The sequence below is a fragment of the Candidatus Paraluminiphilus aquimaris genome, from assembly GCF_026230195.1.
GTDB lineage: Bacteria > Pseudomonadota > Gammaproteobacteria > Pseudomonadales > Halieaceae > Luminiphilus > Luminiphilus aquimaris.
In genome coordinates this window covers 2,549,077-2,564,765 of sequence record NZ_CP036501.1, presented here as the reverse complement: position 1 = coordinate 2,564,765, position 15,689 = coordinate 2,549,077, and the positions used below count along the sequence as shown (strand labels likewise).

15 protein-coding genes are annotated in these 15,689 nt (G+C 53.2%); 8 read left to right on the top strand and 7 right to left on the bottom strand.

Translation table 11 applies throughout. The annotated features are described in order from the left end of the window. Window positions 1-14: 14 nt before the first annotated feature. The 7 genes from dapE to map form a co-directional block, all read right to left on the bottom strand. Entirely contained in the window at window positions 15-1,160 is a 1,146-nt protein-coding gene (gene dapE / locus E0F26_RS11720; protein WP_279241848.1) for a succinyl-diaminopimelate desuccinylase, read from the bottom strand. Further along, complete coding sequence (dapD, locus tag E0F26_RS11715; RefSeq protein WP_279241847.1) at window positions 1,147-2,160, bottom strand: 2,3,4,5-tetrahydropyridine-2,6-dicarboxylate N-succinyltransferase; 1,014 nt, start codon at window positions 2,158-2,160, stop codon at window positions 1,147-1,149. The genes dapE and dapD overlap by 14 nt, the downstream gene beginning before the upstream one ends. Before the next feature lie 39 nt (window positions 2,161-2,199). Continuing rightward, on the bottom strand, window positions 2,200-2,544 hold the full coding sequence (locus E0F26_RS11710) for a Spx/MgsR family RNA polymerase-binding regulatory protein (RefSeq protein WP_279241846.1): 345 nt from the start codon (window positions 2,542-2,544) through the stop codon (window positions 2,200-2,202). A gap of 27 nt (window positions 2,545-2,571) precedes the next feature. Next, window positions 2,572-3,237 carry an endonuclease III gene (nth, locus tag E0F26_RS11705; RefSeq protein ID WP_279241845.1) on the bottom strand — a complete coding sequence of 222 codons (666 nt, stop codon included), beginning with the start codon at window positions 3,235-3,237 and terminating at the stop codon, window positions 2,572-2,574. An 11-nt stretch (window positions 3,238-3,248) separates the two neighbouring features. Beyond that, window positions 3,249-4,436 carry a succinyldiaminopimelate transaminase gene (gene dapC, locus E0F26_RS11700; RefSeq protein ID WP_279241844.1) on the bottom strand — a complete coding sequence of 396 codons (1,188 nt, stop codon included), beginning with the start codon at window positions 4,434-4,436 and terminating at the stop codon, window positions 3,249-3,251. Further along, window positions 4,433-7,042 carry a [protein-PII] uridylyltransferase gene (glnD, locus tag E0F26_RS11695; protein ID WP_279241843.1) on the bottom strand — a complete coding sequence of 870 codons (2,610 nt, stop codon included), beginning with the start codon at window positions 7,040-7,042 and terminating at the stop codon, window positions 4,433-4,435. The genes dapC and glnD overlap by 4 nt, the downstream gene beginning before the upstream one ends. Window positions 7,043-7,173: 131 nt before the next feature. Further along, window positions 7,174-7,956, bottom strand: a complete 783-nt coding sequence (map, locus tag E0F26_RS11690; protein ID WP_279241842.1) for a type I methionyl aminopeptidase — start codon at window positions 7,954-7,956, stop codon at window positions 7,174-7,176. Between the two features lie 236 nt (window positions 7,957-8,192). On the opposite strand from map, the gene rpsB reads away from it, so the two are divergent. From rpsB to rseP, 8 genes are all read left to right on the top strand, one after another. After that, on the top strand, window positions 8,193-8,966 hold the full coding sequence (rpsB, locus tag E0F26_RS11685) for a 30S ribosomal protein S2 (RefSeq protein ID WP_279241841.1): 774 nt from the start codon (window positions 8,193-8,195) through the stop codon (window positions 8,964-8,966). Window positions 8,967-9,057: 91 nt separating this feature from the next. Next, window positions 9,058-9,915 (top strand): translation elongation factor Ts, encoded by an 858-nt coding sequence (tsf, locus tag E0F26_RS11680; protein WP_279241840.1) that lies wholly within the window; start codon window positions 9,058-9,060, stop codon window positions 9,913-9,915. Window positions 9,916-10,182: 267 nt separating this feature from the next. Continuing rightward, window positions 10,183-10,899, top strand: a complete 717-nt coding sequence (gene pyrH, locus E0F26_RS11675; RefSeq protein WP_279241839.1) for a UMP kinase — start codon at window positions 10,183-10,185, stop codon at window positions 10,897-10,899. A 42-nt stretch (window positions 10,900-10,941) separates the two neighbouring features. Next, a complete protein-coding gene (frr, locus tag E0F26_RS11670; protein ID WP_279241838.1) occupies window positions 10,942-11,499 on the top strand; it encodes a ribosome recycling factor in 558 nt (185 codons plus the stop codon). After that, window positions 11,500-12,258, top strand: a complete 759-nt coding sequence (uppS, locus tag E0F26_RS11665) for a polyprenyl diphosphate synthase (protein ID WP_279241837.1) — start codon at window positions 11,500-11,502, stop codon at window positions 12,256-12,258. It begins immediately after the preceding gene. Next, complete coding sequence (locus E0F26_RS11660; RefSeq protein WP_279241836.1) at window positions 12,258-13,097, top strand: phosphatidate cytidylyltransferase; 840 nt, start codon at window positions 12,258-12,260, stop codon at window positions 13,095-13,097. Before uppS ends, E0F26_RS11660 begins: the two co-directional genes overlap by 1 nt. Next, entirely contained in the window at window positions 13,097-14,275 is a 1,179-nt protein-coding gene (locus tag E0F26_RS11655) for a 1-deoxy-D-xylulose-5-phosphate reductoisomerase (RefSeq protein WP_279241835.1), read from the top strand. Before E0F26_RS11660 ends, E0F26_RS11655 begins: the two co-directional genes overlap by 1 nt. 13 nt (window positions 14,276-14,288) lie before the next feature. Next, the gene (gene rseP, locus E0F26_RS11650; RefSeq protein ID WP_279241834.1) at window positions 14,289-15,635 is read left to right on the top strand and encodes an RIP metalloprotease RseP; all 1,347 of its coding nucleotides are present in this window, start codon (window positions 14,289-14,291) and stop codon (window positions 15,633-15,635) included. The last annotated feature ends 54 nt before the right edge of the window (window positions 15,636-15,689 follow it).

Below are 15,689 nucleotides of genomic sequence, written 5' to 3'. Positions count from 1 at the left end.
GTCTCGCCTCTGCTTTAAGTCAGTACCCGAGTGAGTATGCCCTCGTAGATAGCGGCTAATTTTGGGATGTCGGATATCAATACGTGCTCATTACGTTGATGTATCGACGCATTGATAACGCCGAGCTCGATGATCTGCCCGCCCATTTTTGCAATAAATCGCCCGTCAGACGTCCCACCACCGGTGCTGAGTGTTGTATCGACGCCTGTGACTTCCAAAATACTCTGCGTTGCTGCATCCACAAGATCGCCGGGTTCAGTCAAAAAAGGATTTCCGCTTAACTGCCAGGAAATATCATAGTCAACACCGCTTTTATCCAATAAATCCTCACACTTCTTCTTGATACCGTCGGCGGTGATTTCCGTCGAGAACCGCAGATTGAAAACAGCGTTTAACTCACCGGGAATCACATTCGTGGCACCTGTCCCTGACTGAATATTGGAAAACTGTAGCTGTGTAGGGTCAAAAAAAGCATTGCCTTGATCCCACTGCAATGCGCTGAGTTGGTTCAACACGTCAAAGGCTTTGTGCATAGGGTTATCGGCAAGGTGCGGGTAGGCGACGTGGCCCTGTTTGCCCTTTATCGTAAGCGTTGCGTTGATGGAGCCTCGGCGACCGTTCTTTATGATGTCGCCGAGCTGGGATGTGCTGGAAGGCTCGCCAACGACGCACCAATCGATGGTTTCCTCTCTTGCCATCAGCGTATCAACGACATAGCGAGTGCCGTGAACTGCCGGACCCTCTTCGTCAGCGGTAATCAGAAAGCCTATGCGTCCTTTGTGGTTCGGGTGCTTCCCAATAAACGATTCCGTTGCAACAACCATGGCGGCGAGACTCGACTTCATGTCTGCCGCACCTCGACCGAATAAAAAGCCATCTCGCTCTGTCGGCACAAACGGATCGCTATCCCAATGCTCTAGGGGTCCGGGTGGCACCACATCGGTATGCCCCGCAAATACGAGGAGTGGGCCCTCATTGCCACGCGTTGCCCACAGGTTAAGGACTTCCTCGGCTTGTAAGCACTCACAGGTGAACCCAATATTAGCGAGTCGCTCTGCCATGAGCGGCTGGCACCCGTCGTCGGCGGGCGTCACCGATTGTTTCTCAATCAGTTCTCGAGTGAGCGCAATGGCGTCGTTGTACGAATTAGTTGTTTGCATGAAGGCTTTCGTTGAGTTCTATGGCGGTCTTGTTCGTAAGGCATTCTACAGCCCCTGACTGTGAATTACGGCGAAAGAGTAAATCTGAACGGGTAGCCAGATGCCGCGCTGCAATGGTTTCGATGGTATTTCGTTGATCGTCGAGCACGTCTACTTTTGTTCCGGCCGTTACAAATAGCCCAGCCTCGATGGTGCAACGATCACCCAGCGGAATGCCCAAGCCTGCGTTGGCACCAATTAAGCACTCCTCACCAACGGAGATGATGATGTTGCCGCCACCGGACAGTGTCCCCATGGTAGAGCATCCGCCACCCAGGTCGGACCCTTTACCAACCATGACTCCAGCCGATATACGGCCCTCAACCATCCCGGGGCCTTCGGTACCCGCATTGAAATTGATGAAACCCTCATGCATTACCGTTGTACCTGCACCAAGGTGAGCGCCCAGACGGACTCGGGCGCTGTGTGCGATGCGAACACCTGCCGGCACTACGTAGTTTGTCATCTTTGGGAATTTATCAACGCTTGCAACCTCGAGCACGCGCCCCTTGAGCCTCGCAGTGAGCTGCCGATCTGCGAGCTCATTTAAATCAACGGGGCCCTCATCCGTCCATGCCACATTGGGAAGGAGCGGAAAAATACCCGACAGGTCTGTGCCATGCGGCTTAACCAGCCGGTGGGAAAGAAGGTGCAGCTTTAGGTAGGCGTCCCCCACCGTCTCAGGTGCCGAGTTGTCATTCAACGATGACGCAACTATCCGGCGTCCGCTCTCACGTAGCCGTTCAGCGAGGGCTGCCAGCGCCTCATCACCAGCCGCTCTGCAGTCGGTGGCGACTGAACTGAGCGATGCGTCGTCGAGCGTGCCTGATACACCGTGGAGGGCATCGGCTAATCCACCGGAGATATTTGCTCTGGGTGCGGGGAAGAAAACGTCGAGTATGTCGCCATTTGCATTTTCTGACGCAACGCCGAGACCAAAGGCATGGAGGGTGCGAGACATTGAGTATGTGCTCCTGAGGTAGGTTTGAATAAATGAGGTTTAAGAGAAATAGGTAGCGTAGGCGTCTGCCTTGAAACCGACGTCGAGTACCTCGTTGTGCTCTAATACGGGTCGCTTAATAAGCGTTGGATTAGCAAGTAATACCGAAACGGTATTACCTGTTTGCGCTTCTAACCGCTCGTCCTCTGACATGTTCTTCCACGTTGTACTGCGCTTGTTAACCATTTTTTCGGCGCCCAATGCGGTCACCCAGTGGCTAATATGAGATGCAGCCGGCGTGTTCTCACGTACGTCCACAAAGTCGTATTCAATATTTTTCTCTTCCAGCCACTTTCGCGCTTTCTTTACGCTGTCGCAATTGGGAATGCCGTAGATGGTAGTCATTTTTGATGATTTCTCTCTTGGGGAACGTTAGGGTTTGTTGACGCGTTTGGGATGTTTTCTTGTCGGATAGCACGTAGTGCAAATTTCGCAAACGCGGCCATCACAGCCACGCGCCGAGCAAAATTCTCGGCCATAAAAGATGATCTGAAGGTGCAGATCATTCCAGCGGCTCTTTTTGAATACCCGCTTTAAATCGCGCTCTGTCTCACTCACATTTCGACCACGGGTCAAGCCCCACCTTTGTGCTAGCCGGTGAATATGCGTGTCTACGGGGAAGCTTGGGACACCAAAGGACTGTGCCATTACGACGCTCGCCGTTTTGTGTCCTACCCCCGGCAATCGTTCGAGGCTCTCGAAGTCCTGCGGTACTTCGCCCCCGTGCTCATTAATTAGGATCTCACTTAAGCCGCGAATGGCTTTTGATTTTTGCGGAGACAGACCGCAGGGCTTGATGATTTCACGAATCGTCTCAACGCTTTCTTTCGCCATATCAAAGGGGTTGTCGGCCAACGCAAACAGCGCAGGTGTAACCAAATTGACTCGCTCGTCTGTGCACTGTGCACTCAGTAACACGGCGACAAGCAGGGTGTAGGGGTCTGAATGATCGAGGGGAACGGGTGGGTTGGGATAAAGCTCTTGTAACCGCTTGTCGATAAACGCAACCCGTTCTTGTTTTAGCATGTTGGCTGACATTGTCTCTTGCCTTACCCGCGCCTAAGCCAATGGCATATGCGATCTGCCGCCTCAAGCGTTTCCGCGAGGGTAGCCACAAGCGCCATGCGAATATGGTCGGAGCCCGGGTTAATCCCGTTTACTGATCGGCCAAGAAAACTCCCCGGTAGAACGGCAACATGCGTGTGACTGAGTAAGTCTCGTGCAAAGGTGGTGTCTGATGTGGGTGTCCTTGCCCATAAATAAAACCCAGCTTCGGGAATGCTGACCGGTAAAACCGACGAAAGTCGATCGGTTACAGCGTCAAACTTCGCGCGATAAAGGGCGCGGTTTTTAACAACATGGTCCTCGTCAGACCATGCGGCGATACTGGCTAATTGGTGATGTAACGGCATCGCGCAACCGTGATAGGTGCGGTAGCGCTTGAACTGTGCGATGAGCTCAGCATCGCCTGCGACAAATCCTGATCGCAATCCGGGCAAGTTCGATCGCTTAGATAGGCTATGAAAAGCGAGGCACTGCTTAAGCTCGGTATTCCCGTAAGTGCTCGCTGCTTCAAGGAGCCCAACGGGCGGACGCTCCTCGTCGTAATAGAGTTCGCTGTAACACTCGTCACTGATCAGAACGACGTTGTGCTCAAGGGCTTTCTCGATGAGAAAATGGAGTTCGGCTTCGGGAATGACGGCGCCGGAGGGGTTTCCCGGCGTGCAAATGAAGAGCATCTCACAGCGCTCCCAATCGTCGTCAGACAGTATGCTGTAGTCGGCGAGGTGACCTGTGGCCTCGGTTGCGGGAACAAGCAGGGGTTCAACATTAGCGAGCAATGCTGCGCCCTCGTAGATCTGGTAAAACGGGTTGGGTATGACAACGCCACCCCTGCGGTTCGGTGTCACAAGCGCCTGTGTAATGGCAAATAAACCTTCGCGAGTCCCGTTGACCGGGAGCACTTCGGTGGCGGGGTCGATCGCACGGGTCTTAAATCGCGACGCCACCCAGCGCGCAATGCTTTCTCGAAGCTCAGCTTGTCCGATAATAGAGGGGTACTTTGCGACTTCTTCAACAGAGGCAACTAGGGCCTCCAGCACGTGTGCCGGCGGCTGGTGTTTTGGCTCTCCTATCGTCAGCGCAATTCGCTCTAGTGGGGGAAGCTCTGCGCTCGCTGTCAGCTGTGCAAGCTTCTCAAACGGATAGGGGTGAAGTGTATTAAGGCCCGGATTCATGCGGCTAAGCCCGTGTCTAAAGCCGTACACACCTGCTCTCGCAAACGCTCACACACAGCGTCGTCGGCAAGGCGATCGCCCTGTTGTGTGGTGAGGAAAAACACATCTTCAACACGCTCTCCCAGTGTTTGAATTTTTGCCCCTTGAATGCTGATATTGTTTTCAGCCATGATTTGGCCAACCCGTGCTAAAAGACCGGGTCTATCGGGTGAGCTAAGCTCCATAATCGTCAGGTTTCGATTGCTGTCCTCAATGAACGTCACTTCAGTGGGTGACAGAAAAGAGCGCAGTGTTCGGTTTATGCGCTGATTGCTCTGACTCAATGTAGACGTTGTCAGGGCAGCGATAATGGCGCGTTCGATCATGTTTAAGGTTTCAGGAGCACTGTCAACGGGTGAACCATCAGCCTTCAATACAAAAAACGTATCGAGCGTCGCACCATCGGTACCACTGTAAATCCGCGCATCGTTAATGCTTAGATCGAGAAGTTCAAGCGCCGAGCAGACTTTTGGAAATACATTTTCCGTGTCTTGGGTGTTCACAAAGATCTGGGTCGCATTGGCTATTAGCGACTCCGAGGATTGTTTGATTAATACCAATGGTTCGCCGCTGTCATCAAAGTCCGCAATGGCCTCAGTGTGCCAGGCGACATCCTCTGGGCGCTCGCGAAGAAAGTAATCATCACCTCGTGCGGCCCAGATTTCATCAAGTTCGTCGTCGAGGAATCCCCTGAACTCGAGGAGGTGCGCTGCCGCCTTCTTGGTGGCACTAATAACATCTTCACGCGCAAGCGGATTTGTTAGGCCGCGTCGCAGCGCGCGACGTGTTTCCGTGTAGAGATGTCGTAGCAAAGAGCTTCGCCACGCATTCCAGAGCTCAGGGTTGGTCCCGTTAATGTCAGCAACGGTTAGCGTGAACAAATAATCAAGGCGCTCTTCGGTAGAGACATGTTCGGCAAAGCGCTGAATCTCTTCCGGATCAGAGATATCCCGTTTTTGTGAGAAAGAGCTCATGAATAAATGGTTACTTACCAGCCAGACGATTAATTCGGTATCGGGCTCGTCAAAAAAGTGCTGTTCACAGAAGGCGCGAGCATCGACCGCCCCCAGCTCGGAATGGTCGCCTCCTCGCCCTTTTCCAATGTCGTGAAATAAGGCTGCAACAAACAAGAGTGTCGGGTTTCTCAAGCGTTGGGCAATGCGCGTTGTGACGGGAAAGGTATCGGTGTAGTCGGCGCGAAGGAATCTGCGGCAGTTGGCAATCACCTGCATGGTATGCGCATCGACCGTGTAGGTATGAAACATATCGAATTGCATCTGTCCGACAATAGCGCCAAAGGCCGGCAGGTACCGGGCGAGTACGCCATGGCGCAGCATCCTTCGCAACTGCTTGGTCATATTGTGCGGCGCTGCAATGATGTCGCGAAATGCACGACGATTTACAGGGTCCTGTTTAAAGTCATCATCAAGCAGCGGGGCGGAGCCCCGTAACAGTCGTGTCGTCTCTGGATCAATGCGTTTAATGCGGCTATCACGCGCAATGACGGAAAAAATCCGCAGCAGATTGGAGGGGTTGGCTGAAAAAACAGCCTCATGTCGCGCGGAAATGCGGTCATCAATCAATTCAAAATCTTCATCGATAATGACGGATGCCGAGGCCTCGTTATGCAACAAGGTCTTTTGAAAGATATCGATCAGCAGCGCAGTGGTGTGTGACACAGCTTGCACGTTGCGAAAATACGCCTGCATGAATTGTTCCACGGCGAGTTTGCCGTGATCTTCAAACCCCCATTGCTTGGCGAGCGTTTGCTGGTGCTCAAAAAGAAGACGATCTTCTTCTCGTCCTGTTTTGGCATGCAGCGCAAAACGAACACGGCTTAGCGCGTCGTGCCCTTCGTTCAAAAGAGCGAGTTCTTCCTCTGTCAGGAACTCTCCAGTCGGAAGCTCATCAAGCCCAATCCCAAAATGGCGGCGGGCTATCCAGCCAATAACCTGAATATCGCGGAGACCCCCCGGGGACGATTTCACATTCGGTTCCAAGCTGTACCCGGTTAAACCGAACTTTTCATGACGAGCGCTCTGTTCTTCAATTTTTCCGTTAAAGAACGTGGCCGTTGGCCAAACCTGCTCACTCTCTAACCGGCGAGTAATTTCGAGAAGTAAATCATTGCTCCCGCTTAACAAGCGCGTCTCAAGCAAGGTCGTCATGACAGTGATATCGCTCGAGGCGAGCGAAATGCACTCATCGGGCGTCCGGACGCTGTGGCCTATTTTTAGTCCTAAGTCCCACAATGCACTGATAAAGCCCGACAGTGCAGTCGTATCAGGGGCTCTCTCGTTTGCCACAAGAATAAGAACGTCTATGTCGGACTCGGGAAATAACTCCCCGCGACCATATCCCCCCACGGCGGCTAATGTTGCGCCAGTCTCGTCGAGGTCGAAGTGGTACCAGAGTCGCTGAAGCGCGGAATCTACGGCTAGACATCGCGAACGCAATAACGGTGTGACCGATACGTCGGGCGAAAATTGACCTGCAAGCTCGGTATTACGGGCTTTGAGCTCACTTCTAAGTTCTGCAATCAATGCTGTCAGTAACGGTGTCGCCATAGGTTCGAGTGTCGTGTGTTCTCGTTTAGTACGGGTTGAAAACCAGATTAGAGCTTTTAGGTCGTAAGCGAATAAATACTTAGGTTGCGGCTACCGCCATTACGACTCTGCCTATCCCTTCAAGATAGGTCTTAAAACGGAAGTGTCTCGCTGGGTCTTTTGGTGAGTACTTCGCATCCATCATCAGTGACCGCGATCGTGTGCTCCCACTGGGCGGATAATCGGCCATCACGTGTTGTTACAGTCCAGCCGTCTCGCGTGTTGAGTTTGGTGTGTCGTTTACCCGCGTTTACCATCGGCTCGACGGTAAACGTCATGCCTTTCTCTAGCACAAGCCCTGTGCCGGCACGCCCGTAGTGGAGCACTTGAGGTTCTTCGTGAAAAACCTTGCCGATTCCATGGCCGCAGTACTCCCTTACAACGGAGTAATACGAAGATTCGGCGTACTGTTGAATGACCTGTCCAATATCGCCTAAGCGCGCGCCTGGTTTGACCAGCGCCAGTCCTTTATAGAGACACTCTTGCGTAACCCGCATGAGACGTTCCGCATGCGGCGCTACTTTACCGACGGGAACCATAATACTGGTATCACCATGCCAACCATCTTTTATGACAGTGACATCGATGTTGATAATGTCGCCTTGCTTCAGAACTTTGGCCTCTGAGGGAATGCCATGACAAATTACTTCGTTGACAGAGGTACAGATGGATTTGGGGAAGCCTTTGTAGTTGAGCGGCGCCGGGATGGCGTTCTGAACGTTAACGATGTAATCGTGACAGATACGGTCAAGCTCACCCGTTGAGATGCCGGGGACAACATGGGGCCGGATCATTTCCAGTACCTCTGCTGCGAGGCGACCTGCTTCGCGCATACCTTCGAGGTCTTCATCAGTTTTAATAGCTACGTTGCTCACTTACTCGATTCCAAGCCTTGTCGTTTCAGATGGGGGTTTTTGGGTAGTTTACCGCATGGGAGGGGCAATATTACAGTTAAAGGCTTCTGGAGAAAGCAAGCCTGTGGTATAAAGCGCGCCGTTATCGGATATGCCGGTAATAAATAGCACGTTTACACACAACAAAGTGCCGGGTGCCGATACGTCGGTTGGACATTTTGCGTAGACGGAAGTGAAACCCAACTTAGAGAAAAGTTATGACACAAGTAAGCATGCGCGATTTGTTGCAGGCCGGCGCGCACTTTGGCCACCAAACTCGTTTCTGGAACCCCAAGATGGATCAATACATCTTTGGTGCAAGAAACAAGATTCACATCATTAACCTCGAGCACACGGTTCCCGCCTTTAATGACGCGCTTGGATTTATTCAGCGTTTGGCAGAGAACAAGAACCAAATCATGTTCGTTGGCACGAAGCGTGCCGCAGGTAAAATTATTCAGGAGCAGGCGGCGCGTTGCGGAATGCCGTACGTCAGTCACCGATGGTTGGGTGGCATGCTCACCAACTACAAGACCATCCGGTCATCAATCAAGCGTCTGCGAGACCTTGAGACTCAGGAGCAGGACGGCACGTTCGACAAGCTCACGAAAAAAGAAGCTCTGATGCGTTCGCGCAGCAAAGATAAGCTCGATCGCTCTATCGGCGGTATTAAGGACATGGGCGGACTGCCCGATGCGTTATTTGTCGTTGACGTAGATCACGAGCGCATTGCGATCACTGAAGCCAACAAGCTGGGTATTCCGGTCATCGGCATTGTGGACACGAACAGTAACCCCGACGGTGTCGATTACATCATTCCCGGTAACGACGACGCGATCCGCGCGATCAAGTTATACGTTACAGCGGTTGCTGATGCGGTCATGGCGGGTAAAGGCGCGGGTTCTGAAGCGCCCGTTGTCGATGAGTTCATGGAAGTCGTTGAGACAGAAGAAGCCGAGGCGCCCGCTGAGGTTGCCGGCGACGCCGAGTAAATATTTATCGGCCGCGCCTAGCGCGGCTTTTTTTTAAGTGTGGTCTCGCACTAAAGGCGAGGCTGTTTTGAGACGTTAGAAGGGTTAAAAAATGTCTGCTGCATTAGTTAAGGAATTGCGGGAACGAACAGGTCTGGGTTTGCTCGAGTGTAAAAAGGCACTTGCTGCCGCAGGTGGTGATGTCGAGGTTGCTATCGAGGAGCTTCGCAAATCAAGTGGTATGAAGGCGGCGAAGAAAGCGGGTCGTACGGCAGCTGATGGCGTTGTTGCGATGAGAATCTCTGCGGACGGTAAGTCCGGTGTGATCGGTGAAGTAAACAGCGAAACCGACTTTGTTGCTCGCGATGAAAATTTCGCAGGCTTCGTCTCGCAGGTTATGGATAAAGCTGTCGAATTGCAGACTGACGATATTGCCGCGATTGCCGGTGGCGAAATCGAGGACGCTCGCCAAGCCCTGGTTCAAAAGATCGGTGAAAACATTTCCGTTCGTCGTGTTGGAGTCGTTACAGCTAACGACGGTGTCGTCGGTGGTTATGTTCACGGCAACAGTCGCATCGCGGTGCTCGTTGAGCTCACTGGTGGTGATGAAGAGTTGGCGAAAGATGTGGCGATGCACGTGGCCGCTGTGAATCCAGCGGTGGTGTCACCTGCAGATATGCCAGAAGATCAGCTGCAAAAAGAGCGCGAAATTTATACCGCGCAGGCAGCGGACTCTGGAAAGCCTCCAGAAATCGTCGAGAAAATGATTGAAGGGCGCATTCGCAAGTACCTCGCCGAAAACAGCTTGACTGAGCAAGCGTTCGTAAAAGATCCCGACGTTACGGTAGGGAAGCTCGTGAAGGCAGCTGGCGCAAGCGTAGCGGGCTTTACACGGTTCGAAGTGGGTGAGGGTATTGAGGTCGAGAAGGTCGATTTCGCTGCTGAAGTTGCCGCACAGCTGGGTAACTAAACCGACATATAAGCCGCTCAGCTCAGCCGTGCCGCTTGAGCACGGTCGAGTGTGTTGAGTGGATGCAGGTGGAGGCGGTTGGTGGTCTGCCCACAAACGCTAGGAATAAGGCTCGCAGAGGTTGAGTTTGGCCGGCTTAGCGCTCCTCATGGCGGGTTTTGAGCAGGTTGTCAGTCCGTTGTAAGAAGGTGGCGACTAAGCGGTAAGAAGGTTGTGAGAAAAAACGCCGCTACCCTTGCGGTGGCGGTACAGATCCGGGAGATAAGTATGGCAACAGAAAAAGTCTACAAGCGCATCTTACTTAAACTCAGCGGGGAGGCCCTAACGGGCGATCAACCCTTTGGCATCGATCCAAAGGTACTCGACCAAATGGCACTGGAGATAGGGCAGCTGGTCGGTATTGGTGTCCAGGTGGGATTGGTTGTTGGGGGCGGGAACCTCTTTAGGGGTGCCGCACTGCAAGCAGCCGGTCTCGATCGCGTCACTGGCGATCACATGGGTATGCTGGCGACTGTAATGAACGCTTTGGCGCTTCGCGATGCGCTCGAGCGCTCAAACATCGCAACGCAGGTGATGTCTGCGATCCCTATGAGCGGTGTGGTCGATCATTACGATCGACGAAAGGCAATTCGTGCAATGTCACAAGGCGACGTTGTGATCTTTTCAGCAGGAACGGGCAACCCGTTCTTTACCACTGATTCCTCAGCGTGCTTGCGAGGCATTGAAGTCGAGGCGGACATTGTTCTCAAAGCGACAAAGGTGGACGGCGTGTACAACGCAGATCCCATGAAGGATTCGACGGCAGTTAAATACGAGTCCCTCACCTATGATGAAGTGCTAGACAATAAACTTGGTGTGATGGATCTCACAGCCATTTGCTTAGTACGTGATCACGAAATGCCTGTGCGCGTTTTTAATATGTCGATGAAAGGCGCGTTATTGAGTATCGTACGGGGTGGATCTGAGGGTACATTGATTCAGTAGCGGCGGTTTGTTTGCTGCGCTACCGATCTGGAGATCAAAAAGATGATTGACGACATACAAAGCGATGCTGAAGAGCGAATGGAAAAGTCGCTTGAAGCTTTGGGGCAGAATTTCAATAAGATTAGAACGGGGCGAGCCCACCCCAGTATTCTTGATGGCATTCGCATCGACTATTACGGCGCCGAGACGCCGCTGAAGCAAATGGCGAGTATTAACGTCGAAGACGCGAGAACGCTGGCTGTGAGTGTTTTCGATAAGTCGATTACGCCCGATGTGGAAAAAGCAATCATGAAGAGTGATTTGGGCTTGAACCCGTCTACCGCAGGCGATGTGATTCGTATCCCCATGCCCATGTTGACCGAGGAAACGCGTAAGGGATACATCAAGCAGGCGCGAGCCGAAGCGGAATCAGCGAGGGTGTCCATTCGAAGCGCGCGGCGTGATGCGAACGGCATGCTCAAAGAGCTCGTAAAGGAAAAAGAGATCTCGGAGGACGATGAACGTCGAGGTCAGGATCAAATCCAAAAGCTTACCGACGCGTTCGTTGCGAAAGTTGATGCAGCGCTCGGTGCCAAAGAAGCCGATTTGATGGAAATTTAATTGCGGGTTGATCGCGAAGTGACGCTTCCCGCCAGCCCGACAGGGCCTGCCCCCCAACACATTGCCGTCATTATGGACGGCAATAACCGATGGGCGAAGAAAAAGGGTGTTCCGGGGCCCGTTGGACACCGCGCAGGTGCTGACGTGGTGAAACCGCTGATGTACGCCTGCCGTGATCGCGGCATTAAAACTTTGACGCTTTTCGCATTCTCTAGTGAAAATTGGCAGCGACCCGTGCCGGAGGTTCGTGCTCTGATGGCCTTGCTGTCTCGATACCTCCGGCGCGAAATTAAAGAACTCGCCGCCGATGGTGTGCGGATTCAATTTATTGGTCGACGAGACCGGCTCAGCCCAAGAATTGCAAAATTACTCGAGGACTCTGAGCGCGCGACCTCTCACAACACCGAATCTACGCTCGTATTGGCACTCGACTATGGCGGTCGGTGGGATGTGAGCGAAGCCGCCGCCTCACTGGCTCGAGATGTCGCCGCAGGCAGGTTGTCAGCTGACGACATCGATGAAACGTTACTGAGTTCACGGATGGCGCTTGCCGACAAGCCAACGCCTGACTTGTGCATACGCACGGGTGGCGAGTGGCGACTGTCGAACTTCCTCTTATGGCAATTCGCCTATGCCGAGCTCTGGTTCACTGATACGCTCTGGCCTGATTTCAACGTGGATGAGCTAGATGTAGCCATTGAGCATTTCCGCGGGAGAGATCGTCGATACGGTGCGCGGCCAAAGGTGGAGAGCGTCTAGTGTTAGTTAAGCGAATCTACACCGCTCTGGTAATGATGGGCATCTTTTTGGTGGCGGTGACGCAGTTGTCTCCTTTTGCTATGTCGGTTGTGGTTGCCGTTGTTTTTGCCGCCGGGGCTTGGGAATGGGCGGGTTTGTCCGGTTGGGATGCCCGCTGGATAAGAATGATATTTTCACTGGTCTTCGTGGGACTCTGCACAGGCTTTATTTTGGTATACCACCCTGACCTCATTGAGAGCTCTGCGGCCATACGTCCCGTACTGGGGGTCGCTTGTTTTACATGGCTGGCTAATGCGTTCTTGGTGGAGAGTTACCCCAAGTTGTCTTTTTTGTGGCGCGCACGTGTCACGCGGTCTTTGATTGGTCTTTTTGTTTTGGGCGCTGGCTGGTTGTCTCTGTCTTATATGGTGGGATTGCCTAACGGGTGGATCCTTACAACACTCTTCATCGTGGTAGTCGCGGCCTCAGACGTTGGCGCTTATTTTGTAGGAAGCACCCTTGGACGTAATCCGCTGGCGCCCGATGTCAGTCCCAAAAAGACGATCGAAGGCTTTTGGGGTGGGTTGCTCGTCGTACTGGGTCTGGCCGCGGTTGTATGGTGGTTACTGCCCCCGGAATACGCTCACATACACCCTGTTGAAATCTTTTTGATTGGACTTTTTTGCTGCGGTGCCTCGGTACTAGGGGACCTCACGATCAGTATGTTCAAGCGCGAGAGCGGCTGTAAAGATTCGGGCACATTGCTCCCAGGGCACGGTGGCTTGCTCGATCGATTGGATTCAATCTGTGGTGCGGCACCGTTTTTTGCGCTGTCACTTATCTTGGTGGGCTACGCCTGATGCAGCGAGTGATGGTGTTGGGTGCGACTGGCTCAATTGGGCTGAGCACACTTGACGTTATCGGGCGGCACCCCGACAAGTATCGCGCCGAGGTGCTTTGTGCGAATCGCTCCGTGGCCGAAATGGCGGCGCTGTGCTTACAGCACGAACCTCAGCACGCGGTAATGTTTTGCCCTGATGCTGCTGAAGAATTAGAAACTCGCTTGAGCGGTCGGGTAGCGACGCGCGTCCATGCCGGCGAAGCGCCCATGGTCGACTTCGCACAAAGCCCCGATGTCGATACGGTTATGGCCGCCATCGTCGGGTTCGCAGGGCTATCAGCTGCCCTTGCAGCAGCAAAGGCGGGGAAGCGGTTGCTGCTTGCCAATAAAGAAGCACTCGTCAGCGCGGGTGGTTTATTTATGACGGCCGTTCGCGAGGGTGGCGCCTTACTCCTCCCCGTGGATAGCGAACACAACGCCATGTTTCAGTGTTTGCCCTGTGATACACAGGCACGACCGCAGATGGCGCGTGTTGAAAAGATCTTACTGACCGCATCGGGTGGCCCGTTTCGCGGTCGCTCGCGGGACTCGCTTCACAATGTGACGCCCGACGAGGCTTGTGCACATCCCAATTGGTCGATGGGACGAAAGATTTCGGTGGATTCGGCGTCGCTTGTGAACAAAGGTCTGGAGCTTGCTGAGGCATGCTGGTTATTCGATAGAAAGCCATCGGAAATAGAGGTAGTCGTTCATCCGCAAAGCATCATTCACTCGCTCATTCGTTACGTTGATGGCTCGGTGCTGGCGCAGCTCGGGCAGCCCGATATGCGAACCCCAATAGCCTATAGTCTATCTTGGCCAGATCGCGTGTCAGCGGGCGTTGATATTCTCGATTTGGTCAAAACAGCAAGGCTGGATTTCGAGTCACCCGACCTCGATGCTTTTCCGTGCTTGAGGCTTGCTTACGAGGCTATTGATGTGCCGGGTGGGATGTGTGCCTTTAGTGCGGCTAACGAGGTGGCGGTGGATGCCTTCTTATCAGAGAAGATTCGGTTCACCGATATTGATCAGACAATTGCGGCCACACTCAACTGTGTAACATTGGCGGAACCAACGACGCTCGCTGAGGTCCAAGCGTTAGATCGAGCGGCGCGCGAAGCTGCGGGCGCGTTTATTTCTGATGTCTCGTTTAGGTAGTAGTTAACAAAGCATGCAAATTTTATTTTCTATCATGATGGCATTGGTGACGCTGGGTGTCCTTGTGACGATCCATGAGTTTGGCCACTACTGGGTTGCGCGTCGTTGTGGTGTGCGAGTGCTGAGATTCGCGATCGGCTTTGGGCGGACGCTTTACAGCTGGCAGGGTCGAGACGGAACAGAGTTTGCGCTTTGCGCCATTCCACTGGGCGGCTACGTAAAAATGTTGGACGAGCGCGATGGTGAGGCCGTTGTTACGGAGGCTAACCGTTCTGAGTCCTTTAATGCACAACCTGTTCGTAACAAGCTTGCGATCGTGGCTGCAGGTCCCGCCGCTAACTTTCTTTTGGCCGTTATGGTGTTGTTTGGCCTTTTTCTGAGGGGCGAAACAGGTTTGGCTCCTGTTATCGAAGCTGTTGCAGTGAATTCCATTGCCGAAGAGAGTGGGCTGGTTGTAGGGCAAGAGGTCATAGCGGTTGATGGGCAGGCCACCAGCACCGTTTCAGACGTAAGGTTCGCCTTACTAAAGCGTCTCGGTGATACAGGCCACATTGACCTGACCATTGGAAATGCCTTGAGCGATGTAGGACAGCGTTATGCACTCCCCATTGTGAACTGGCTTGGTGAGGCGGAGGCGCCAGACCCCGCGGCAGCCCTCGGGTTGTCATTAGGTTTTCTTCCGATCAGACCCGAGGTGGGCTCCCTGTCCGAGGGGGGCGCAGCTGCTCGTGCAGGTTTTCAGGTCGGAGACGTAATCATTGACGCGGCGGGTGTGCCGATGGCGCAGTGGACGGATTGGGTCGAATTTGTCCGCGCGCGCCCTAATCAGCGATTTGATGTCTTAGTCGATCGCGCTGGCAGTCAAGTTACGCTGAGCGTGATGCCGCAAAATCGCAATGCAATCGGAACAGTTGGCATGGGTCTGGCGCTGCCAGAGATTCCGGACAGTCGGATTCGCCGTCAGAGCCGCGGGCCGATAGAGGCGCTCGGTGCGGCTGTTAATCGTACGTATGAGTTGACTATTTTCACCTTCGAGTCGATGTGGAAAATGGTGCAAGGGCTGATTTCGACAAAAAATTTGTCGGGCCCAATCGCTATCGCGCAAATCGCTGCCAGTACGGCAGAGAGCGGATTTACCACGTGGCTCTCGTTTCTTGCATTACTGTCTATTTCTCTCGGCGCAATAAATTTATTGCCCATACCTGTGCTTGATGGTGGACACATCGTCTTCCATGTAGTTGAGGGGCTAATGGGTAGGCCAGTGCCCGAGCAAATCCAAATAATGAGTTTTCAGCTGGGTTTAGCTGCTGTTTTTACACTAATGATGTTTGCCATCTACAACGATGTGGCCCGACTGTGAGATACTCCCGCGCGCTACGCAGTAACCAAAGATAATCGAAGACAAAATACGTGA